This is a genomic window from Nocardia sp. NPDC049526 (assembly GCF_044465765.1).
Classification (GTDB): domain Bacteria; phylum Actinomycetota; class Actinomycetes; order Mycobacteriales; family Mycobacteriaceae; genus Nocardia.
This window is the reverse complement of record NZ_JBITMA010000003.1, coordinates 365,405-387,099: the sequence shown is the minus strand read 5'-3', so window position 1 is coordinate 387,099 and position 21,695 is coordinate 365,405. Positions and strand designations below refer to the sequence as shown.

The following is a 21,695-nucleotide window of genomic DNA, read 5'->3' as shown; positions in this document are numbered from 1 at the left end:
GGGTCGATGCCGCACCCTCGGCACCTCGGCGGCGGGAGCCAACCAACCGGAGGACGTAAAGGGGGCACGCGATGAAAGAACCAGCGCGACTCGATGACGAGGACGCCCGGAAATTGGCGATGGCACCGGAGGACAGTCCGCGATATCTCGAACGCGCCGATGGGGCATGGTCTCTCGTCGACGACGAGGGATGGGAAGTCGAACCGGAAATCGTCGCCGACCGCAATGACATCGGTCGCGCGGCCGAGCGGCAGATATTCGTTGCGGCGCAGCCGTTGTGCGGTTTCGCGGACGTGGAGCTGGCGCACGCGCTGTCGCAACAGCATCGCGCGTGCCGTATCCATCAGTGCGTGTGGAAAGCGGCGGCCCAGCACACACTCGTCATGGCCGGTCGACTGGTCCCGCAGTCGCTGAGCCCGCGCGAACGCGCCGCCGTACGAGGTATCGACTACCTACCGACACCCGGGGCCGACAAACCGCGACACGGCGGCCCCACCCTGGGGACGTTACGAGAGGTGCTGGACCGGCTCGAGTCCCTGGCGCACGACCCCGACGATGCGCGCACCCGGTAGCCCACATCCGCGAACGGACATGTACCGCACCGAGGTGGACGGCTGGCTGGCCGAATGGCGAATCGACCGCTCTCGGATTCGAATGATGTTGGTATGCAACGGGTCCGAGGAGCCCTTGGTTTCGTGCACCCAAGCATCCGCCCCCGACCTCGTGCAGATGCGCGAGCAATTCCCCGAACTATCACGGCTGTGGGATGCGATTCGACACGCGTATTGGACCGAAGTTGTTCGCCCCCCGAGGCATCCGCGAGGACGGTACTAACTCAGGCCGAAGAATTCATGGAGATCGACGGGGATCGCGGTGCGATCGGGTTGGAATATCTCGATCAGCAATCTGTCGGGTCCTTCGGCTGCGGCGTAGGAGGCGGTCGGCTCGCTTCGGAGCGTTCCTAATGCGACGGTTCGGAGTCCGCCGCCGTCTGGACCTCCTCGGTGGTGTTTCGGCGGCGCCTGAGGAACCAACCTCCGACCAGCACCGGAACCATGATCAGTGGTACGGCGACGATCGCGCTGCGCTGTTCTGCGCTCCCGCTGCTCGCCATCAGCGCCACTACACCGGCGAGGAATACCAAGGTGGCGATGCTGGTGTACGGGGTGCCGATCAGGCGGAATGCGGGGCGGGCCACGCGGCCGTCGCGCCACCAACGCCACAGCTGCAATTGGCACAGCACGATTGCCGCCCACGCGGTGATCACGCCGAGGGCCGACATATTCAGCACGATCTCGTATGCCTGCTCGGGGACCACCGCATTGAGTCCGACGCCGGTCAGGGCGATCGCACCGGTAGCCAGAATTCCAACGTACGGAACGCCATTCGCCGACAGCTTGGCGGCGCGGGCGGGGGCGCTGCCGTTCATCGACATGGAGCGCAGGATTCGGCCCGTCGAATACAGGCCCGCATTGAGGCTGGAGAATGCCGCCGTCAGCACCACGAGGTTCATGACGGAATCCGCACCCTCGACACCGATTTTGGCGAAGAACGTGACGAACGGACTCTGCCCCGCACGGAAGGCGGTGTAGGGCAGCAGCAGGCTGAGCAGGACCAGCGAACCGACGTAGAACACGGCAATGCGTGCGATCACCGAGTTGATGGCGCGCGGCATGATCTTCTCGGGATTTTCCGCCTCTCCGGCGGCGGTGCCCACCAATTCCACTGCGGAGTAGGCGAATACGACACCGGTCGTAACGACGACCAACGGCAGCAATCCGGTCGGGAACAACCCGCCGTGGTCGCGCAGGACACCGGGCCCGGTACTTTCGCCCGCGATCCGGAAGCGGCCGACGAGGAAGACCGTACCGATCACCAGAAAGCTCACCAGCGCAATAACTTTGATCAGCGCGGCCCAGAACTCCAGCTCACCGAACCAGCGCACCGACACCAGATTGATGGCCACCACCACGGCCAGCGCGATCAGCGCGATGACCCACTGCGGAATCGCGCCGAAGGCCGACCAATAGTGGACGTAAGTGGCGATGGCGGTGATGTCCACGATGCCGCTCATGCACCAGTGGAAGAAATACATCCAACCGACCGCATACGCGAGTTTCTCGCCGTAGAACTCGCGGGCGTAGGAAACGAACGATCCCGACGACGGACGGTGCAATACCAGCTCGCCCAGCGCGCGAAGCACGAAGAAGACGAACACTCCACATACGGCGTAGACCAAAACCAGTCCGGGACCGGCGCTGGCCAACCGACCGCCGGCACCGAGGAACAGTCCGGTGCCGATGGCGCCGCCGATCGCGATCATCTGTAGCTGACGTGGGCGAAGGCTCTTCTGATACCCGGCGTCCTCGTCGCGCAATACGTCAGTCACCGTGGCCTCCAGCACTCCCCGAATCGTATCGCTGAATAATGTATCGTCAAATAACGGCACACTCAATAGTGTTAGAATTATCGCTGTGCGAGCGGTGGTAGTCGGATCCGGAATCGTCGGCCTGTCAACGGCATACGAGCTACTGCGCAGCGGGCATCACGTCGTGGTGGTGAGTGCGGATCCCATCGACTCGACGACGTCATTTCTCGCCGCCGCGGTGTGGTTCCCCACCGCGGCCGGGCCGACCGATCGCGTGGCCGCCTGGAGCGTCGAGACGTTCACCCATCTGGCGCGACTGGCACACGAGGACGTACCGGGCGCCCGCATGTGCGAGTCGCTCGCCGTCTATCGGGACGAACCAGCGACACCGTCCTGGTCGGCGGCGGTACGTGGATTCCGGCGGGCGCGGCCGGACGAACTCCCGCCGCACTACCGATTCGGGTTCCGGTTCGCGGTTCCACTGCTCGAGATGCCGATCTTCCTGCCGTGGCTGGAATCCCAGGTTCGCCAGGCCGGCGCGTACTGGGTTCGGCGGACGGTCCGGAGCCTGGACGAACTCGATGACCTGGCGCCCGATGTCATCGTCAACTGCGCGGGCCTGCGCGCCGGTTCGCTGGCCGACGACGCCGAGGTCTACCCGATCCGCGGCCAGATCGTGCGCATTACCAACCCGGGCGTCTCGGTGTCGGTGCGCGACGAAGCACACCCACTGGGGCGCGCCTACGTCCACCCCCGTACCCACGACTGCATCCTCGGTGGCTCACTGGAGACCGGAGCATGGGATCAGACCCCCGATCCACAACTGACACAGTCGATCCTGCGCCGCTGCCGAGATCTCGTACCGCAGTTGACCGGCGCCGAGGTCATCGAAACACTCGTCGGACTACGGCCGGGCCGCGCCGAAGTCCGCCTCGAAATCGCCCAGGCCGACTCGTCATCGATTCCGGTGATCCACAACTACGGCCACGGCGGCTCCGGCATCACGATCGCCCACGGTTGCGCCCGCGAGGTGTCGGCGCTAATCGAAACGCTGTGAGCCAGGCCGAGGTAAGTATGGATCCGGACGGTTCATCGGCGTAGCTGGACCAGCCGTCTCTGCTCGAGAGCCGGGCATCGGTACAGGACTCGTTCCAGAACGCCAATGTGAGATAGCAAACACCGCGACGGTGGCGCATCCGGTGAACCAAATGGTCGCGGTCGCTCGTGGTACGGGGGACGAGATGCGGTGTGCACCTTGTCGAATTGCGACGAAGGGTTCGAAGATGAGTTCAGCCAAACGTTTTCAGCGTGCCACCGTGCCGGTCGCGGCCGCCGCTGTCGTGCTCGCGGGTCTGCTCAGCGCCTGTGGCGACGAGAAAGCCGCCCAAGCGGTGGCACAAACGTCCACTGTCGCGGCCGCGGTGCCCGTCGCAGGCCAGGCGCCCGTGGTAGCGAAAACGCAAGGCTGGCTGAAGATCTACGACGGCACGACCCCAGCCGGAACCGCCAATGCGGTGCAACTCCGGGTAACCAGCAATCCTGCTGTCGGACAGTATGTTTCGGATGGAACCGGCCGATCGCTGTACCGGTTCGACAAGGATACGGCGAATCCGTCGGTATCGAACTGCGCCGGGCAGTGTGCCGTCACCTGGCCGCCGCTGACCGTGACCCGCGATCAAGTCCTTTACGCCGCGGGCGTCGACCCCCAACTTGTCGGATTCATCGAACGTGCCGACGGCACATGCCAAATCACCATCGGCGGTTGGCCCGTGTACTACTTCTCGAAAGACACCAAGCCGGGTGATCTGCTCGGGCAGGGTGTCGGCGGAACGTGGTTCGCGGTGGCCCCGAACGGCGCCAAGGCTCTGAGCAAGTGATCGAACGCTAGAACCGTTCGAGTATCTCAGCCGTCGAGTTCCAGCAATTCCCATGACAGCAGATCCGCCAGCCCGGGATCTTCGGCCCGCCATGCGCAATACACCTTGTGCACGAGATCCATCCCGGCGAAGCCGTACAGACCGGTAATCCTGGCACGGTAGTGCTTGTCCGGACCACCGTCGCGGAACTCGACGTCGTAATCGACATCGACCTCCTCGTCGAGGTCCGGGTCCTGGTCACCGACGTAATCCAGGTGGATCTGGAAATAGAATTGCTCCGACGGCTCGCGATCCAGCCTTTCCACGATCGCGAACGGCCAGCGTGCGTTCAGATCCGCGAACAGGTCGTGCACCTCGGTGTCGGTCGGATCGGCCAGGGTCCGTCCGCTCGCATCGAATGCTCGAAGTATCGGTGCGCTCACGCGAGGGATCGTAGTCCGCTGCCCGGTTGCCCGCCGAGCGCATCACAGGCTGTCCTGACCGGTGGGATGGCTGAATTGCCGCCATTCCCGATCCAGGCGGAGGTGGCGGCGATGGTTCAGAGCCCAGGCGGTGGACCAGACGACTGCTGCTGCGCCGCACCAGATTTCGAGCAGAACGGCGATGCCGACACCGATGCCGTGCACGGCGGCGGCACTGGACCGTTCGGGAGGGGTGGTCGGTGTTCCGTCCGGGCCGAGCCAGACGGGGACGGGCTGGCCGGGTTCCGCGCCGTCGGAAACACCGACGGTCGCGGTGCCGGACTTGCCGTCGTGAGTCCAGGACACCTGCGCCTCGAACTGATCGCGCACCGTTCCGTTGCGGTCCGCGATGGGTGCAGCGACCCGGGCGGGGGTACCGATAATGGTCCCTGTCACAACGATTTTCGTCGCGTTTTCGGTGTGGATCCGCTCGGATGCCGAGCTATAGGCCGCGGTGCCGGCCGCCGCGGCGGTCGGCACGGCGATCAGCAGCACCAATACGGCCAGAATGCGGACGAACCCTTCCACCCGATCGGAGACCCGCATCAGCGGACTGGGATTCCAGGGCTGCATCCGCCAGCTCCGCACCGGCCATGTCGGCGACTCCGACACCTCCATCACCTCCTACGACGGAGCCCGCGAGCAAACGCGACTCCTACCCCTGGCATTCCCCCGATTCGCCAGTTGATGCACCGGCGGACCCGGAACATGAACAACCCCCGCTCGGCGCACATCCGAGCGGGCTTCATCGCTCATACCTATTGAACCGACGGACGCGGCGACCCGGTTACGCCTCGACTGCCCGACCACCCGAGCGCCGCTCCGACGGCGACCATGCCGACGCCGAGGGCGAAGTGCAGCCAGTTGTCGGCGGTGTTCACCGGGACGAAGTTCGCATCGCTGTGCTGGTCGATGACCAGCCCGTACAACCACAGCACCAGGTAGATGATGCCGCCGCCGAGCAGGAACGCCCGGGATGCGAGCGCTGTGCGCGATGCCAGCAAGCCGGCTACGCCGAACACCAGGTGGACGATGTTGTGCAGGATCGAGACGTTGAACAACCCGAGGAGCTGGGCGTCGGAGCTGTGTCCGGCCCATTCCATGCTGTCGTAATTCGTGGTGATGCCCGGTATGAAGCCGAGCACGCCGACCACCAGGAACACCGCGCCGACCGCCGCCGCCGCGATGCGCAGCGACGTCCAATGCGCGGCTGAGGTTTGCGCGTGATGCGCGGCCATGGTGACTGCCTCTCCCGAACCAGGCGTCCGAACAGGCGCCCGTTTCGTGCGACTGATTTCCATGACTGCCGGTTTGTGGCAGTCACCTGCGTCATACCCGTGCGCTGCGTAGACAAACGAATAAACCCGCAGGTCCAGCCCGCAGACCGCCCCTACAGCCAAATGAGGCAGAAAGTGTGTCCGACGGGATCGGCATTCGACCTCCTGTATATCGCGGAAATGCTCATCGCGTACCCGCGCGCGGACACTCGAATCCGCCTGCGGTGGCAAGGGCGGAATCTGCATTAGGGTCGACGCCCGTCGGGAGGTTTCATTTGTCGAAACGCATAACGCTGCTCATCGTGCTGCTGGCCGGCGTCGCCGCGTGCACCAGCACACCCAGGTCCGATCTGCCCCTGCCCTACCACGGCGATGCCGACCAAGTCGTCACCGTCGTCGCCGAGCACGTCGCCGATACCACCGCGACACTGACTGCGTGGCAACGTATTTCAGGTGGCTGGCGCGCCGCTATCGGTCCGCTGCGGGCCTACGTCGGGCGCGACGGCATCGGTCGAGCCAGCGAGGACTCGGCGCATACGCCCACCGGTGTGTGGACGCTGAGCGAGGCGTTCGGGATCGCGCCGAACAACGGAACCCGGCTCCCCTATCGCCAGGTCGGCGTACAGGACTGGTGGGTCTCCGATACGGGCTCGCCGAGTTACAACCGGTACGCGCAATGCGCCACCGGCACTTGCGAATTCGATGAGCATGCCAGCGAGAACCTCGGCGAGGCAGGTCCGGCGTACGAACACGCCGTGGTGATCGACTACAACCGGCAGCCCGTCGTCGCGGGCGCGGGCTCGGCCTTCTTCCTCCATGTCGAGACCGGACGCCCGACCGCTGGATGCGTATCGATCCCGGCTGTCGACCTCGAAGCCGTTATGCGATGGCTCGATCCGAGCGCGCATCCGGTGATCAATATCGGCAGCAAGTGACTATCCGCAGATTTCCTCCACCGCACCGGCGAGCAACGACAAACCCTGATCCAATTCGTCCTCGCTGATTGTCAACGGCGGCAACAGCTTTACCACCTCGTCGGCCGAACCAGAGGTCTCCACGAGCAGCCCCCGCTCGAAGGCTAGTTGGCACACCTTGCCCGCGCGCGACGCTTCCTCGAACACGATGCCCTGCACCAGCCCGCGCCCGCGCGTCGAGACACCGGGAAACGCCGCCGCGATTTCGGCGAGTGCGCGTGCCGTGCGCTCCCCTTTGGCCACCGTCGAAATCTCCAGCGCGCTATCGGACCAGTAGTGCTCGAGCGCAACCCGCGCGGTGACGAACGCCGCGTTGTTGCCGCGGAAGGTGCCGTTGTGCTCACCGGGCGCCCACTGATCGAGTTCGGGATTGAAAAGCACCAGCGCCATGGGCAACCCGTACCCGCCGATGGATTTCGACAGTGTCACGATGTCGGGAGTGATGCCCGCGAACTCGAACGAGAAAAACCCACCGGTCCGTCCGCAACCCATCTGCACATCGTCGACGATGAGCAGAATTCCGCGCGCTCGGCACAATTCGGCCAGCTGCCGCAGCCATTGCGAGCGTGCGACATTCACTCCGCCCTCGCCCTGCACCGTCTCCACGATCACCGCGGCGGGCTTGTCCAACCCCGAGGACGAGTCGTCCAGGGCCCGCCGCATCCAGCGCAGGTCGTCGGATGCATCGAGGAAGCCGTCATAGGGCATGGGCATCGCATGCGGCAGTGGCACACCGGCAGCCGCGCGCTTGGCGGCATTGCCGGTCACCGATAACGCGCCGAGTGACATCCCATGGAAGGCGTTGGTGAAGGTGAGAACGGTCTGGCGTCCGGTGACCTTGCGCGCCAGCTTCAACGCCGCCTCGACCGCGTTCGCGCCGGTCGGACCGGTAAATTGCACCTTGTAGTCCAGTCCGCGGGGCTCGAAGATCGTGTCGCGCAAGGCCTCCAGCAGCCGTCGCTTGGCGACGGTCGACATGTCGAGGCTGTGCGTGATCCCGTCGCCGACGATGTAGTCCAGCAGCGCCCGCTTCAGCACCGGATTGTTGTGGCCGTAGTTGAGTGCGCCCGCCCCCGCGAAGAAGTCGAGGTAGTCCTTGCCGTTCTCGTCGCGCAGCCAGGCGCCGCTGCCGGTGTCGAAGACGGTCGGCCAGGCCCGACAGTACCCGCGCACATTCGACTCGAGCGTCTCGAAAACGGTCAACGCAGTGCTGTTTCGAGCGACCTGCGAGTAGTCGCTAGCGGCGACAGTCATCGACGATCCTTCCTGTCGTGCGCGAGCGCCCACGGGGCAAATCTGAAGTGACTGTGTTTCTAACATTGGTGCAGCGGGTTTGTCGCACTTTTCCAAAAATCGCGCGCTTACCTACCGCGCGTCCCCCGACGCACCGTAGAGTTAACCGTTTGTGCGCGGCAGTGTGGAGGGCAACAGATCGCAGCTAGCCGCACTGCACGTACTCCGGACCGCGCGGCTGTACCTCTACCTCGTCCGAGCCGGTTTCCGGCGCCAATCCCAGTACAAACTCGCGATGTTCGCCGGCCTGTTCACCAACTGCGTCTTCGGATTCGTGCGCGCGGCGGTGATGATGGCCGCGGTGCGCGCATCCGGCGGCTTCAGCGGTTACGACGCGGGATCGATCGGCGCCTACGTCTGGCTGTCCCAGGCCCTGCTGGGCGCGACCCAATTCATGGGACCACCACTGGAATTGGTGGATCGGGTCAAAAACGGCGATATCGCAATCGACTTCTTGCGTCCGGTCGATGTCCAATTCAGTTATCTCGCCATCGATCTCGGTCGCGCGTCGTGCACGATCCTGCCGCGCGGGGTGCCGAGCGTACTGGTCGGGGTGCTCACTTTCGGGCTCGCCATGCCCGGCACAGCGGGGCCCTACATACTCGGGCTGGTCAGCGTGGTGCTGGCCGTAGCGTTGTCATTTCTATGCCTTTTCGCCGTCGGATTGATCGGATTCTGGGTAGTGGAAACCCGCGGGCTCCGAGTGCTATACCAGATTTGCGGCACGTTTCTGGCCGGGCTGTTCGTGCCGGTCCACATGTTCCCGGCATGGCTGCGCGCCGTCGCGCATGCCACTCCGTTCCCGTCGATCTTGCAGTCGCCGATCGACATCCTGTCGGGTCGGGTCACCGGGATGGATGCCGTGACGGTCGTTGCCGCACAGGTGGTCTGGGTACTCGCGGTCGGTGCGGTGGGCCGGGCGCTGCTGGTGGCCGGGCGCCGCAGGCTGGAGGTGCAGGGTGGCTGAGCCCCCGTATACGCTCGTGCCGGCCGGTACCTGGTTCACCCCCTACGTGGCGGTGCTGCGGTCGCGGATGCAAGCCCAGCGCGCATACCGCTTGTCCTTCGCCAGTGAGGTATTCAGCGCCTTCCTGATCGGCATCGTCGAATTCGCCGAGGTGTGGGTCATCTACCGCAATGTCCGGATGCTCGGCGGGCTCGATCTGGACGGCGCACTCCTGCTGTTCGGCCTGAGCAATTCCGGATTCGCACTGGCCCAAGTGCTGTTCGGGCACCTGGATTCACTGCCGACACTCATCCGGCTCGGAGTGCTCGACGCCTATCATCTACGACCCCAGCCACTCCTGTTGCAGCTCATCACTAGTGACATCTCGCTGCGCCGATTCGCCCGCGCCTCGGTGGCGATCATCGTGCTCGGACTCGGCCTCGTTCGCAATGATCTCGATTGGGGTCCGCAAACTCTCGCACTGCTGGTGACGACCCTGCTCAGCGGCATCGCCCTGTTCGGCGGCCTGTTCGTCTGCGCCGCCGGCGCGCAGTTCTACCTGATCGACGGTGCGGAACTGACCAACAGCTTCACCTACGGCGGCTCCTTCGCCGCCATGCAACCGGCTTCGGTGTTTCCGACATCGCTGAAGCTGGTATTCGGCTTCGCCATTCCGGTCGCCTTCACGGCGTATCTACCGACCATCGCACTGCTGCACCTACCCGGCCCACCACTGCTGCCGCCCTGGCTGGCCTGGTGCGCACCGTTGGCGGCGCTGTGGGTGTGGCTGCTCGCGTTGGGATTGTGGCGACTAGGCACTCGGCACTATCAGGGAGGCGGCGGATAAGCGTGGCGGACAGCGAGTTATCGAACTCGATCATCGAGATCGAGAACCTGACAAGGCAATTCATTCTGTATCGGAGGAACGGGCAGCGCTGGCGACGCAGCCGCGAAACGCTCACCGCGGTGGACCGGATGACGTTCAGCATCGAACGCGGCTCGGCGGTGGGCTATATCGGCGCGAACGGGGCGGGCAAGTCGACCACCATCAAAATGCTGACCGGCATCCTGGTCCCCACCTCGGGCACCGTGCGCACCTGCGGCCTGGATCCGGTGCGGCAGCGGCGCCAACTCGCCGCCCGGATCGGGGTGGTTTTCGGGCAGCGCTCCCAGCTGTGGTGGGATCTTCCACTGCGCGAATCGTTTTCGATTCTAGCCGCGATCCACCGGCTGGAATCCGATATCGCGCAAAAACGTACCTACGAGTTGGTCGAACAACTGGAGATGGCCGAGACACTCGACACTCCGGTGCGCCAGCTCTCGCTCGGCCAGCGCATGCGGGCCGAGGTCGCCGCGGCGCTGCTGCACTCCCCCGAATTGATCATTCTCGACGAACCGACCATCGGCCTCGACGTGCTGTCGAAACAGCGACTACGTGAGTTCCTACGCGCTGAACGCACCGAGCGCGGCACCACGCTGTTGCTCACTACGCACGATATGGGCGATATCGAGCGGCTCTGTGACCGGGTGCTCGTCGTCGACCGCGGCAGTCTGGTGTACGACGGTTCACTGACCGGCCTGGCGGTGCGGGTGGGCGCCCGGCGGGTGCTCGTCGTCGATCTGGCCGAACCGACCCGCAATCTCGACGATCTGCCGAGTGCCGAACTGTTGACCAGCGAGGGCGGGGGCATGCGCCAGCGGTTGGCCTTCGATGCCGAATCGACCACCGCCGCACAGGTTCTCGCCGCGGTCTCCGATCGAGCCGAGGTGCGCGACCTGTCCATAGAGGAGCCGGACATCGAGGACGTGGTCCGGCGGATCTATGAATCCGCCTGGTGACCCGACACCGCTGTCCGGCTCCCGAATCGGTTGATATTCAGTTGTTTTCGGGTTCGCGAGCGCCCTGGTCGAGTCGGAACGGCGGGTATTCGTCACGCATCAGCGAGGCGTAGGCGCCTACTCGGATGGACCACCGGTGCAGGCCGAGCAGGAAATCGAACACCGCCTTCGGATATACCGCCGTGAACAGCAGTGCCACCACTGCGACCAGCACCAGCACATTGGCCAGCGTGAATCCGCCCCAGCCGTACTTGCCGCCCATACCCGCGCTGAATATCGCACCGACGATCAGATAGTGCGGGATGGCCAGCAGCCACCATTTCACCAGCACCAGACCACGACTCAACTGCTCGGGATAGTCGATTTCCAGATCTGCCGGATAATCCGGATCCGACTGCAGGCTGAACGGCGGATACCTATCGGTGCCGAGCACGGAGTAGGCGTAGAAGCCGACCCGCCAACCCCACCGCATGACGCCGACATTGAAGTCGAACAGTGCGCGCGGATAGTTACCGGTGATCAGGATCGCGAAGAATGCGACCACCGAGACGACCACGTACGCGATGTACAGGAATACCAGAATGATGGCGTGCGGGATGGCCAGGATCCATTTGACCAGCCACATCCAGCGCGATAGCGCGGGATCGAGATCTCCTCGGACACGAACCGGATTGGCCGCGGTAGCGACGGCGACGGTGTTCTCGGGCTCCATGATCGATGCTCCTTCCAGGTGCTTCGATGCCTCGACAACGAGTGGAATGTCCCGATTGTCCCGTATCGGACCTTCGGTCAGACCACGTTCCGATACCGACTCGCCAACGAAAAGGTGGCCACCGTCGTGGCGAATCGCGCAGTGCCGCAACGACCCTGCCGCAGGCCTCAGCTCGGCGCCTGCCCCTGGGCCGAGTACAGACTGACCTCGCCCTCCTCACCGAGGAAGGCGTTCACCAGCATGATCTGCCCGGCCTCCAGCTCATCCGGGTCGGGGGCGCTGGTGGTGATCGAGATCTGCGGAATCACCGCCCAGTTCACGACATAGCGTTCGGGCGGTCCGTCGTCGTCGGACAGGCGCGCGAGTCGAAACACCGACACCGTCTTGCGGAGGATGAGCGTGCGCACGACCTCGGCGATTCGCTCCGGATCTTCCAGCGCGAACATGAACCCGAACGTCAACTCGGGCGAAGACACATAGGCGGGCACAAACACCGAGGCTAGTCGATCGAACAGTGTCGTGCGCGCGCCTCGCCGGAAGTGGTTGCTGCCCATGCGCTCAGCGATTTCACTAAGGTAGGAAAGTCGGCGGTTATGTGACCGATCCGTAACGGATCATAACGATTTCCCGGCAGCTCATCTGTTTCTACACCATTCTATTGCGCCGATTCGACTATCGCGCTTTCCTGAAAAGGTCCCGATTTCCTCGGGCCGTCTTCCTCATCGCATCGTCGCGGATTTCCCGGTTTCTTGGCCGTGCTGGTGGACTGTGTGGAGGCGATCCGGGTGCGGGGCTGCGCCGGAGCCGAGGGGTGCCCCTCCCCGAAATCCTCCTCGGCCCTGGCGCATCCAAATACACACCCATCGCCACCGCAGGGGCGTGCATCATGACCACCGAATACGCAGCAGGTCGTATCGAAGCCGAAGAGCTGCCATCGCCCTCGGCGCTACTGCGCGCATTTCGCGAACCCCACGATCCGAATCAACACCGGCACCCTGTCCTGGCCGCGGGACGCGCACTGGTCGAATGTCATGAACGCAGGCGCAATGCCCTGCAGGCGGCGCATGCGCCGGACGCGCCGAGCGGCCGCGTGGCACGGTGCCTGCAACTCGTCGACGACCTCGACACACACCGAACCGAACTGGTCGGCCAGATCGACAATTGGGTCGCCGGCAATGTGGAGCACCGCGCCGGCGCCTCGCTGCACACCGAGACGCTGGGCGCAGTCATCGATCGAATGGCGGCGAAATGGGTTGCGGCACAACATGCATTGGGTATATCGGCACCGGCCGGGCCGCCGCATCCACTGCAGCTGGACGATGACGCCCAGCTGCAGTGGAGCCGATTGGCCGAACTGGCCGACGGGTACAAGGACCTGATCACCGATGTGACCGAGCACCGGCGCAGGCTGCCGGTGTGGTGATCACCGGGGGTTTTCCACCTCCGGCTCGACCACCTCTGCCTCGACGTACGGCGCGCTCGGCTCGACCTCCGCGTCATAGGACACATCGGCCTCGTCGACGAGATCGTTCCCGTGCTGCGCCGCGGCATCCTTGCGCGCGGCGGCCGCGGCCTCGTTCATCTCGATGGCGTCGGTGATCCATTCACCGATCTCCCGGGTGACTTCCGCGACAGTGCCGGTGATGATGTTCGCAATATTTCCGACATGTCGCGCACCAGAGGAAGTCAATTCTTGAATTAGATCCTTGTTACTTTCGAATTTCCCGATCATTCACACGCCCACTTCGGTTGTGTTCCGCTGTCGCATCACGATAACACCGGGCGTGGACTCCTTCCCGACCAAGAACGGCGGCAGTGCCAGCTTGAAAATCTTCAGCCAGACCGATCCGACTTGCTTACCGAGCGAACCGGTGTTGTACGGCAATCCATACTTCTCGCACAGTTCCCGAACCTCCGGCGCGATCTGCGGATAGCGGTTCGCGGGCAGATCCGGGAAGAGGTGGTGCTCGATCTGATGCGACAAATTCCCGGACATGATGTGGAACAGCTTGCTGCCGGTGATGTTGGCCGAGCCGAGCATCTGCCGGACGTACCACTCACCGCGAGTCTCCTCGGCGGTCTCCTCTTCGGTGAACGTCTGTACGCCCGTGGGGAAGTGGCCGCAGAAAATGATGGAGAAGGCCCAGAGGTTGCGCACCAGATTGGCGGCGGTATTTCCGGCGAGGGTGCTGACGAACAGCGGACCGGTCAGTGCCGGGAAGACGAGGTAGTCCTTGAGCACCTGCCGACCGGCCTTGCGCCACTGGCCCTTCAGCAATCGTTTGATGTCCGACCAACTCTTCCTGCCCCGGATGATGTTCTCCACCTCCAGGTCATGGCCCATCACGCCCCATTCGAACAGCACCATCAGCGCGAAGGCGTAGAGCGGCTGGCCGAGTCGCAGCGGATTCCACTGCTGCCCCTCGTCCATGCGCAGGATGCCGTAGCCGATGTCGCGGTCCATGCCGTGGATATTGGTGAAGGTGTGGTGCATGTAGTTGTGCGAATGCTTCCACTGGTCCGCCGGGCAGACCGTATCCCATTCGAACTCGCGGGAATTCAGGCCGCGCTCGCGCATCCAGTCGTACTGGCCGTGCATGACATTGTGGCCGATCTCCATATTGTCCAGGATCTTCGACACACTCAGCGCGGCCACCGCGGCCAGCCAGAACGGCGGCAGGAAGCCGAGATACATCAGGCCGCGCCCGGCGACCTCGAAACCGCGCTGCGCCTTGATGATCGAGTAGATGTATTCGCGGTCGGCATCGCCGAGATCGGCGACGACGCGGGCGCGCAGGTCGTCGAGGGCCCGGCCGAGTTCCTCGACCTGGTCCGGGCTCAATACCAGCGGGCCATCTTTCGTTTCGGTCAGAATCGTCATTGCTGTGGTCCCCTTGCTTTGTCAGATATCGATGTCGACGTCGCCGACGGGCGCATTGATGCAGAGCTGGATGGGCTGATCCGGATCGCTGTCGGTTTCGCCGGTGCGCACATTGCGGGTGCAGCCGCTGCGCCGAACTGCGGTGCAGGAGAAGCAGATACCCATCCGGCAGCCGTACTCCGGTGTCAGCCCGACGGCCTCGGCCTGCTCCAGCAGGACCGCACCGTTGTTCTCGGCGCTGCGTCCGCTGGCCGAGAAGCTGACCGTGCCGAAGGCCTCGTCGGCGTCGACGGGGGTGCTGGACAGGGTGAATTCCTCGGTGTGCAGCCGCGCGTCCAACCGCTCTGCCTCGAAGATCTTGCGCACCGCGTCCATCAGGCCCTGGGGCCCGCAGACGTAGGTCTCGCCGTCGGCGAACCAGGGTGCGACAGATTCGAGTTGGTCGTAGTCGAAATGACCGGAGCCGTCGCTGGGATAGCGCAGTTCGATGCGGAAGTTCTTGTGCGTCTGCGCAATCGCCTCCAGTTCCGCCCGATGCGGCACCGTCTCCGGTGATTTCGCATAGTGCAGGAAGGCGAGTTCGCCCGGATAGCCCTCATCCGCCAGCGTGCGCAGCATGGACAGCACCGGGGTGATGCCGCTGCCGCCGCTGATCAGCAGCACCCGCTCGGGGCGCGGTTCGGGCAGTTGGAAGACACCGGCGGCCGGTTCCAAGCTGACCACCATGCCGGGTACGGCGTTGCGGTAGAGGTATTGCGATACCAGGCCGTCCGGATGCGCCTTGACCGTCAGTTGCAGGTGCCGGTCGCGCTGACCCGCCGGATTGACCGGTGAGTAGCACCTGATGTGCCGGATGCCGTCGATCACGACGCCGATCTGCACATATTGCCCCGCGACGTGGCCGCGCCACTGCCAGGTGGGGCGCAGCGTCAGCGTCACCGAACCCGGCACCGAGCGGCGGACGTGGGTGATCTCCGCCCGCAACTCCCGAACCGTCAGCGTGGGGCGGACGAGTTCCAGGTAGCGGTCGAGCGGGTGCGGTGTGGTCAGGGTTTGCACCAGGTCGATGAGTCCCACCATGCGGTTGCCTCTGCTTTCGGGCCGCGGCGTGCTCCTGAACCCTCATCGGCGAAGATTTCAGTGCACGCCTGTACACTCAACTAGTGTGACCGATGGACCGGGTCCAGTGTCAACCAGGAACTGATGTGACCCGAACTACATCCTAGGAATAGACGAATGGTGAACGGCTGTATGCTCACTGCGATGACCGAGACCGCAGCTACCCGGGGCGAGCGCAAGGAGCGCACCAGGCAGGCCCTGCTCGACGGCACGCTCACGCTGGCCGCCGAGCGTGGCTTCGGCGCGCTGAGCCTGCGGGAGATCGCCCGCTCCGCGGGCATTGTGCCGACCGCGTTCTATCGGCATTTCGCCTCACTCGACGATCTCGGCGCGGCCTTGGTCGACGAGGGCGTCCGAGCGCTGCGCCTGGCCCTGCGTCAACTGCGCCGCACGCCCGACGCCCGACTCTCGGAGACCGTGCGGTTTGTTTTTGATCAGGTCGCCACCAAGCGCGAACTCTTCGGTTTCATCACCCGCGAACGCCGGGGCGGCTCGGCCGCCCTGCAACACGCCATCGCACTCGAACTGCAATTGATCGTCCGCGAACTGGTCGTCGACCTGTCCCGCATTCCGGACCTGGACTCCTGGTCCCACGACGACCTCGAATTGGCCGCCGATCTGATCGTCTCGACGGTCGCCGACTGCATTGCCGACTACGTCGCCGCCACCCCGCGCGACCAACCCGCGATCATCGACCGCACCATCCGCCAGGTCCGTCTCATCGCACTCGGCATGGCCGCCTGGTGGCCCGCCAAGGAGCGCTAGCCGGCTTCCGGATCGAGTGCGAGCACCGAGCGGCCACCGTCCACCGGGACCACCGCCCCGTTGATGAAGCTCGCATCCGCCGATAAGAGAAAGGCAACCGCTGCCGCGACTTCCCCGGTCGTGGCCACCCGCCCGATCGGATGCAGCGCAGCCATTTCCCGCTCTACCTTCGCCGATGCCGAAGGCGTCAGTCCGGCAAGGAATTCGGCATACCTTTCGGTATCCACCGAGCCCGGAGCGACCGCGTTGCACCGAATGTCGTTGCGCCCGTACTCGACCGCGATGGCCCGGGTCAGCCCTTCGATCGCCGCCTTCGCCGTGCTGTAGGGCAGTGCACCCGGCACCGCCCGCTGTGCTTGGTGCGAAGTGACATTCACGATCGCGCCCCTAGCTCCCGCCGCGAGGAACCGGCGCACCGCTGTCGTGCAGCCGATGACGGCGGGTGCCAGGTTGGCATTGATCAGCTCGAGCACCTGCGGCGCGGGCGCGGTATGCACCGCGGCATCCCGGAAAATCGCCGCGTTGTTCACCCATCCCACCAGCGGGCCTACCGCCTGCGCGAGATCCGCGGCGCGCTCTGCGGTCTCGACCGACGATGCGTCGCCGATCACGGCGAGCACCCGGTCGCCCGCCCATGCCAGCGCCGCCGCGTCACGCTCGATAGCCACGACCGTGTTCTCGGTGCCGAGCAGGCTTTGCACGATCGCCCGCCCGATCCCCCGGCCACCGCCGGTCACCACATACGAAACAGCCACAATCCAATGCTAGACAACCGATCTCGCGGCACGGCCTCACTCGGCGGGCTCAACCGCGCGATCCGGCTTGCGAACCGGGAGCAACGCCACCAAACCGACGGCGAGGACTACCAGAATGCCGACAATACCCGCACGGTCGGCATCGAAGGCCCAGACGAAGAAGCCGAAAAGCACTGGGGCGAGGAAGGATACGGCGCGACCGGTGGTGGTGTAGAGGCCGAACATCTGGCCTTCGCGGCCGGGTGGGGCCAGGCGGGTGAGGAAGGAGCGGGCGGCGGATTGGGCGGGGCCGACGAAGATGGTGAGCAGTAGGCCGAAGATCCAGAACATGACCGGACCGGACACGATCAACAGCGCGGTGCCACAGATCACCATGGCGACCAGCGATATCACAATCACGATTTTCGGGCCGAGGCGATCATCGAACCGGCCTGCGGTCACCGCGCCGAGTGCGGCAACAACATTCGCGGCAATGCCGAACAGCAGCACGTCGGAGTCGGCGATGCCGTAGACCCGCACGGCCAGGATCGCACCGAAGGTGAATACCCCGGCCAGACCGTCGCGGAAGATCGCGCTGGCGATCAGGAACCCGACGGTGCGTCGATCCACCGCCCACAGCTCGCGCAGATCCCGCCACAGCACCCGGTACGAGCCGAAGAATCCGGCCTTGGCCGCACCGGGATCGGCACTGGTGGGCGGTAATTCGGGCACGGCGAACAGCACCGGCAGTGCGAAGGCGGCGAACCACACCGCGGCCAGCATCGCGACCAATCGGATATTCGTACCGTCATCGATGGGCACGCCGAGCAGGCCACGGTTGTCACCGTGGCCGGAGATGAAGCCGAAGTAGCTGATCAGCAGGATGAAGATGCCGCCGAAATAGCCCATGGCCCAGCCGAATCCGGACACCCGCCCGACATCGGCCGGGGTGGAGACCTGGCGCAGCATGGCGTTGTAGGGCACGCCCGCCAATTCGATGAATGCGGAACCGAAGCCGAGCAGGACCAAGCCGAACCAGAAGTGGTGGTAGTCGTCGTGGACGAAGAACATCAATGTCATCGTCAGAATGGTCAGCGCGGTCAATACGCCAAGTGAGCGTTTACGTTTCGCGTTCGCGTCGAAGCGCTGGCCGCTGATCGGCGCGGTGAGTGCGACCACGAAACCCGCGATGCCGAGGGCCCAGCCGAGCCATGCGCTCGGTGACACCCCGCCCGGCAGATCGTCCCCGACCTTATCGGTGAGGTACACCGAGAATACGAAGGTCAAGATCACGGCATTGAATGCCGAGGATCCCCAGTCCCACAACCCCCACGCCACCACTTGCCCGCGCCCGGCCGCCTGCCCGACAGTCGCCAGCGCATCCACCTCCGGCTCATCGGTCACCCGGCCACCACCCTCATCGAATCCGCTGCGCGATGCGGCACTCATGGGCGCAGCCTAGTGCGGATTCCACCGTCGGGCGGGCCAACACTCGATACCGTGGCGACTATGCACTCAGTTGCATAGTACCGGGTGTAACGATAACCTGGCGCCATGGCACTCGAACATGCGCTGCTGGTATCGCTGACCGAGCGCGCCGGTTCGGGTTATGAGCTGGCGCGCCGCTTCGACAAGTCCATCGGCTTCTTCTGGCGCGCCACCCATCAGCAGATCTATCGCGTGCTCAAGCGCATGGAGGAGTCCGGCTGGCTCACCAGTGCGGCGGTGACCCAGGAGGGCAGGCCGGATAAGAAGGTCTACTCGGTGAACGAGGCGGGCCGGGCAGAGCTGGCGCGCTGGATCGCCGCACCGACCGATACCTCGATGCCGCGCAACGAGCTCGGGGTGAAGATTCGCGCCGCCGCGCACGGCGATATCGGCGCGCTCTGCGACGAGGTCGTCCGCCATCGCGAGCAGCACAATCAGCGCCTCGAGCTGTTCCGGCTCATCGAGAAACGCGACTTCCCTACTCCCGATCAGCTCTCCGGTACCCCACTGCACCAGTACCTCGTGCTGCGCGCGGGCATCCGCTTCGAGTCCGGATCAGTCGAATGGTGCGACGAAGTACTGCAAGCCCTGCAACCACGTGCAACAGCCCCGCACGCGGACCCGAAGAAAGGTGAGACTCAGCGATGAGTTCGTTCCCCCGTCTTTTCGAGCCCCTCGATCTCGGCTTCACCACGCTGCGCAATCGCGTGATCATGGGGTCGATGCATACCGGCCTGGAGGATCGCGCATGGGACACCAACCGGCTCGCCGCCTATTTCGCCGAGCGCGCCCGCGGCGGTGTCGGTCTCATCATCACCGGCGGCTACGCCCCGAACCGCACCGGCTGGCTGCTGCCGTTCGGCGCCAAACTCACCAATAAGTCCGAAGCCTACCGGCACCGGGTGATCACCAAGGCCGTGCACGAAGCGGGTGGCAAGATCGCCATCCAGATCCTGCACGCGGGCCGCTATTCCTATATGCCGGGCAGTGTTTCGGCATCCTCGATCAAGGCTCCGATCAATCCCTTTCGGCCGCGCAAGCTCTCCGCGCGCGGGGTCGAGCAGACCATCGACGACTACGCCCGCTGTGCGAAGCTCGCCCAGTTCGCAGGCTACGACGGTTGCGAAATCATGGGCGGTGAAGGCTATTTCATCAACCAGTTCCTCGCACCGCGCACGAATAAGCGCACCGACAAGTGGGGCGGCTCGCCGGAGAACCGGCGCAGGCTCGCGGTGGAGATCGTGCGCCGCACCCGCGCGGCGGTCGGGCCCGACTTCATCATCGTATTCCGTTTGTCGATGGCCGAATTGGTCGAGAACGGGCAGACCTTCGACGAAATCATCGCGCTGGCAAAGGAACTCGAAGCGGCGGGCGCAAGCATTCTGAATACCGATATCGGCTGGCACGAGGCGCGGGTGCCGACCATCGTCACCTCCGTGCCACGGGCGGCATTCGTCGAATTCACCGCGAAGATCACCGAGCAGGTGAACATTCCGGTCTGCGCGTCCAACCGGATCAATATGCCCGAGATCGCCGAGGAGATCCTCACTCGCGGTGACGCGCAACTGGTTTCGCTGGCCCGGCCGTTCCTCACCGATCCGGAATGGGTGAACAAGGCTGCCGCCAACCGGGTCGACGAGATCAACACCTGCATCGCCTGCAACCAGGCCTGCCTGGACCATGCGTTCCAGCACAAGACCGTGTCCTGCCTGCTGAACCCACGGGCGGGTCACGAAACCGAGCTGAAGCTGCTCCCGACTCGGCGCACCAAGCGCATCGCGGTCGTCGGCGCAGGCCCGGCCGGACTGTCGGCGGCAGTCAATCTCGCCGAACGCGGGCACCGGGTGGACCTTTTCGAGGCCGACGACAAGATCGGCGGGCAGTTCGATATCGCTCGCCGCATTCCGGGCAAGGAAGAGTTCAACGAGTCGATCCGCTACTACACCAGAATGCTGGAGGTAACCGGCGTGACCGTGCACTTGAACAAGCGGGTCACCGCGGTGGAGCTGCTCGAGGCCCGCTACGACGAGATTGTGCTGGCCACCGGTGTGCGCCCGCGCATTCCGAATATCCCCGGCATCGACCACCCGATGGTGTTGTCCTACGCCGAACTGGTCCGTGCGGAGCGGCCCGTCGGCAAACGCGTCGCCGTCATCGGTGCGGGCGGCATCGGCTACGACGTCGCCGAATTCCTCACCGTCGAAGGACATCCCACCCTCAAACTCGACGAGTGGAAGGAAGAGTGGGGCGTCGACTCCGCCGACGAACAGGCCCGCGGCCAGCTCACCAAACCCAAACCGGCACCAGCCGCCCGCGAAGTCGTTCTGCTGCAACGCAAGTCGACTCCGTTCGGTAAAGATCTCGGCAAGACCTCCGGCTGGGTGCACCGCGCGGCGCTCGCGGCAAAAGGCGTCGAGCACGTAGGCGGCGTCAACTACGAACGCATCGACGACAACGGCCTGCACATCAGCTTCGGCGAGAAACGCCAACGCCCCCAACTGATCCCGGTCGACAACGTCATCATCTGCGCAGGCCAGGAATCCGTACGCGAACTCGAAGAACCCCTCCGCGCCGCCGGCGCTGGCGTCCACCTCATCGGCGGCGCCGACATAGCCGCCGAATTGGACGCCAAACGCGCGATCGACCAAGGCACCCGCCTGGCAGCCCGCCTGTAGCGACGCCACTCGCCGCGGCCCCGCCTGGACCGCGCACGTTTCGTCACCGCGATTCCGTGCGCGGCGCGGGCGAAGGCGCGCCGCTCCCCTCGGCTGTGTCGATGCATCTAGTCGGACCAGACAGAGGTGCCGACCCAGCCACGAGTACGTGCGCCCTCGACCCGAGTCCGCCCACCCTTCGGTGCGGCCTGAACCGTTGATCACCATATGTTGGTGGCGGCAAATGTCGAGAACGCCCCGCCAAGGTTGCATTCTCGAGCCAAACCGGCTGGGGGACGCGGCGAGG

The 21,695-nt window shown here is 64.8% G+C and carries 23 protein-coding genes; 11 read left to right on the top strand and 12 right to left on the bottom strand.

Annotated elements, in window-relative coordinates; genetic code table 11:
• The first annotated feature begins 71 nt into the window (after positions 1 to 71).
• The gene (locus ACIBW7_RS11305) at positions 72 to 572 is read left to right on the top strand and encodes a hypothetical protein (RefSeq protein WP_397046154.1); all 501 of its coding nucleotides are present in this window, start codon (positions 72 to 74) and stop codon (positions 570 to 572) included.
• Positions 573 to 961: 389 nt separating this feature from the next.
• On the opposite strand, the gene ACIBW7_RS11300 is transcribed toward ACIBW7_RS11305, so the two are convergent.
• Positions 962 to 2,389 carry an amino acid permease gene (locus tag ACIBW7_RS11300; RefSeq protein WP_397046153.1) on the bottom strand — a complete coding sequence of 476 codons (1,428 nt, stop codon included), beginning with the start codon at positions 2,387 to 2,389 and terminating at the stop codon, positions 962 to 964.
• Positions 2,390 to 2,474: 85 nt separating this feature from the next.
• On the opposite strand from ACIBW7_RS11300, the gene ACIBW7_RS11295 reads away from it, so the two are divergent.
• On the top strand, positions 2,475 to 3,425 hold the full coding sequence (locus ACIBW7_RS11295; RefSeq protein WP_397046152.1) for an FAD-dependent oxidoreductase: 951 nt from the start codon (positions 2,475 to 2,477) through the stop codon (positions 3,423 to 3,425).
• Between the two features lie 226 nt (positions 3,426 to 3,651).
• Positions 3,652 to 4,245, top strand: a complete 594-nt coding sequence (locus ACIBW7_RS11290) for a hypothetical protein (RefSeq protein WP_397046151.1) — start codon at positions 3,652 to 3,654, stop codon at positions 4,243 to 4,245.
• Positions 4,246 to 4,271: 26 nt separating this feature from the next.
• On the opposite strand, the gene ACIBW7_RS11285 is transcribed toward ACIBW7_RS11290, so the two are convergent.
• The 3 genes from ACIBW7_RS11285 to ACIBW7_RS11275 form a co-directional block, all read right to left on the bottom strand.
• A complete protein-coding gene (locus tag ACIBW7_RS11285) occupies positions 4,272 to 4,667 on the bottom strand; it encodes a hypothetical protein (RefSeq protein ID WP_397046150.1) in 396 nt (131 codons plus the stop codon).
• 42 nt (positions 4,668 to 4,709) lie between these two features.
• Entirely contained in the window at positions 4,710 to 5,279 is a 570-nt protein-coding gene (locus ACIBW7_RS11280) for a hypothetical protein (RefSeq protein WP_397046149.1), read from the bottom strand.
• Between the two features lie 185 nt (positions 5,280 to 5,464).
• Positions 5,465 to 5,944 (bottom strand): DUF4383 domain-containing protein, encoded by a 480-nt coding sequence (locus tag ACIBW7_RS11275; RefSeq protein WP_397046148.1) that lies wholly within the window; start codon positions 5,942 to 5,944, stop codon positions 5,465 to 5,467.
• Positions 5,945 to 6,258: 314 nt separating this feature from the next.
• Between ACIBW7_RS11275 and ACIBW7_RS11270 the strand changes: the two genes are divergently transcribed.
• Entirely contained in the window at positions 6,259 to 6,918 is a 660-nt protein-coding gene (locus ACIBW7_RS11270; RefSeq protein WP_397046147.1) for a L,D-transpeptidase, read from the top strand.
• On the opposite strand, the gene ectB is transcribed toward ACIBW7_RS11270, so the two are convergent.
• The gene (gene ectB, locus ACIBW7_RS11265; protein ID WP_397046146.1) at positions 6,919 to 8,211 is read right to left on the bottom strand and encodes a diaminobutyrate--2-oxoglutarate transaminase; all 1,293 of its coding nucleotides are present in this window, start codon (positions 8,209 to 8,211) and stop codon (positions 6,919 to 6,921) included.
• Between the two features lie 151 nt (positions 8,212 to 8,362).
• On the opposite strand from ectB, the gene ACIBW7_RS11260 reads away from it, so the two are divergent.
• From ACIBW7_RS11260 to ACIBW7_RS11250, 3 genes are all read left to right on the top strand, one after another.
• The gene (locus tag ACIBW7_RS11260; RefSeq protein ID WP_397046145.1) at positions 8,363 to 9,217 is read left to right on the top strand and encodes an ABC transporter permease; all 855 of its coding nucleotides are present in this window, start codon (positions 8,363 to 8,365) and stop codon (positions 9,215 to 9,217) included.
• Positions 9,210 to 10,043 carry an ABC transporter permease gene (locus tag ACIBW7_RS11255; RefSeq protein WP_397046144.1) on the top strand — a complete coding sequence of 278 codons (834 nt, stop codon included), beginning with the start codon at positions 9,210 to 9,212 and terminating at the stop codon, positions 10,041 to 10,043. The genes ACIBW7_RS11260 and ACIBW7_RS11255 overlap by 8 nt, the downstream gene beginning before the upstream one ends.
• 128 nt (positions 10,044 to 10,171) lie before the next feature.
• On the top strand, positions 10,172 to 11,035 hold the full coding sequence (locus tag ACIBW7_RS11250) for an ATP-binding cassette domain-containing protein (protein ID WP_397046546.1): 864 nt from the start codon (positions 10,172 to 10,174) through the stop codon (positions 11,033 to 11,035).
• 37 nt (positions 11,036 to 11,072) lie between these two features.
• Here the strand turns inward: ACIBW7_RS11250 and ACIBW7_RS11245 are convergent, their stop codons facing one another.
• Both ACIBW7_RS11245 and ACIBW7_RS11240 read right to left on the bottom strand, forming a co-directional pair.
• Positions 11,073 to 11,747 (bottom strand): DUF4389 domain-containing protein, encoded by a 675-nt coding sequence (locus ACIBW7_RS11245; protein WP_397046143.1) that lies wholly within the window; start codon positions 11,745 to 11,747, stop codon positions 11,073 to 11,075.
• A gap of 167 nt (positions 11,748 to 11,914) precedes the next feature.
• Positions 11,915 to 12,193: a hypothetical protein gene (locus tag ACIBW7_RS11240; protein WP_397046142.1), complete on the bottom strand. Its 279-nt coding sequence runs from the start codon at positions 12,191 to 12,193 to the stop codon at positions 11,915 to 11,917.
• Between the two features lie 440 nt (positions 12,194 to 12,633).
• On the opposite strand from ACIBW7_RS11240, the gene ACIBW7_RS11235 reads away from it, so the two are divergent.
• On the top strand, positions 12,634 to 13,170 hold the full coding sequence (locus tag ACIBW7_RS11235) for a DUF4254 domain-containing protein (RefSeq protein ID WP_397046141.1): 537 nt from the start codon (positions 12,634 to 12,636) through the stop codon (positions 13,168 to 13,170).
• Here ACIBW7_RS11235 and ACIBW7_RS11230 read toward each other — a convergent pair whose 3' ends face one another.
• Genes ACIBW7_RS11230 through ACIBW7_RS11220 form a run of 3 tightly spaced genes read right to left on the bottom strand, consistent with a single transcriptional unit; the run spans position 13,171 to position 15,708 of the window.
• Positions 13,171 to 13,437 carry a hypothetical protein gene (locus tag ACIBW7_RS11230; protein ID WP_397046140.1) on the bottom strand — a complete coding sequence of 89 codons (267 nt, stop codon included), beginning with the start codon at positions 13,435 to 13,437 and terminating at the stop codon, positions 13,171 to 13,173. It abuts the gene before it with no gap.
• Between the two features lie 42 nt (positions 13,438 to 13,479).
• Positions 13,480 to 14,628 carry a fatty acid desaturase family protein gene (locus ACIBW7_RS11225; RefSeq protein ID WP_397046139.1) on the bottom strand — a complete coding sequence of 383 codons (1,149 nt, stop codon included), beginning with the start codon at positions 14,626 to 14,628 and terminating at the stop codon, positions 13,480 to 13,482.
• Positions 14,629 to 14,649: 21 nt separating this feature from the next.
• Positions 14,650 to 15,708, bottom strand: coding sequence for a ferredoxin reductase (locus ACIBW7_RS11220; protein ID WP_397046138.1), 1,059 nt, complete (start codon positions 15,706 to 15,708; stop codon positions 14,650 to 14,652).
• Positions 15,709 to 15,891: 183 nt separating this feature from the next.
• Between ACIBW7_RS11220 and ACIBW7_RS11215 the strand changes: the two genes are divergently transcribed.
• The gene (locus tag ACIBW7_RS11215) at positions 15,892 to 16,512 is read left to right on the top strand and encodes a TetR family transcriptional regulator (protein ID WP_397046137.1); all 621 of its coding nucleotides are present in this window, start codon (positions 15,892 to 15,894) and stop codon (positions 16,510 to 16,512) included.
• On the opposite strand, the gene ACIBW7_RS11210 is transcribed toward ACIBW7_RS11215, so the two are convergent.
• Together ACIBW7_RS11210 and ACIBW7_RS11205 are read right to left on the bottom strand one after the other, a co-directional pair.
• Positions 16,509 to 17,267, bottom strand: a complete 759-nt coding sequence (locus ACIBW7_RS11210) for an SDR family NAD(P)-dependent oxidoreductase (RefSeq protein WP_397046136.1) — start codon at positions 17,265 to 17,267, stop codon at positions 16,509 to 16,511. The two genes, ACIBW7_RS11215 and ACIBW7_RS11210, sit on opposite strands and share 4 nt — an antisense overlap.
• 36 nt (positions 17,268 to 17,303) lie before the next feature.
• Positions 17,304 to 18,695 (bottom strand): MFS transporter, encoded by a 1,392-nt coding sequence (locus ACIBW7_RS11205; protein WP_397046135.1) that lies wholly within the window; start codon positions 18,693 to 18,695, stop codon positions 17,304 to 17,306.
• 105 nt (positions 18,696 to 18,800) lie between these two features.
• On the opposite strand from ACIBW7_RS11205, the gene ACIBW7_RS11200 reads away from it, so the two are divergent.
• Entirely contained in the window at positions 18,801 to 19,382 is a 582-nt protein-coding gene (locus ACIBW7_RS11200) for a PadR family transcriptional regulator (protein ID WP_397046134.1), read from the top strand.
• Positions 19,379 to 21,409 carry an FAD-dependent oxidoreductase gene (locus tag ACIBW7_RS11195; RefSeq protein ID WP_397046133.1) on the top strand — a complete coding sequence of 677 codons (2,031 nt, stop codon included), beginning with the start codon at positions 19,379 to 19,381 and terminating at the stop codon, positions 21,407 to 21,409. The genes ACIBW7_RS11200 and ACIBW7_RS11195 overlap by 4 nt, the downstream gene beginning before the upstream one ends.
• Positions 21,410 to 21,695 lie beyond the last annotated feature (286 nt).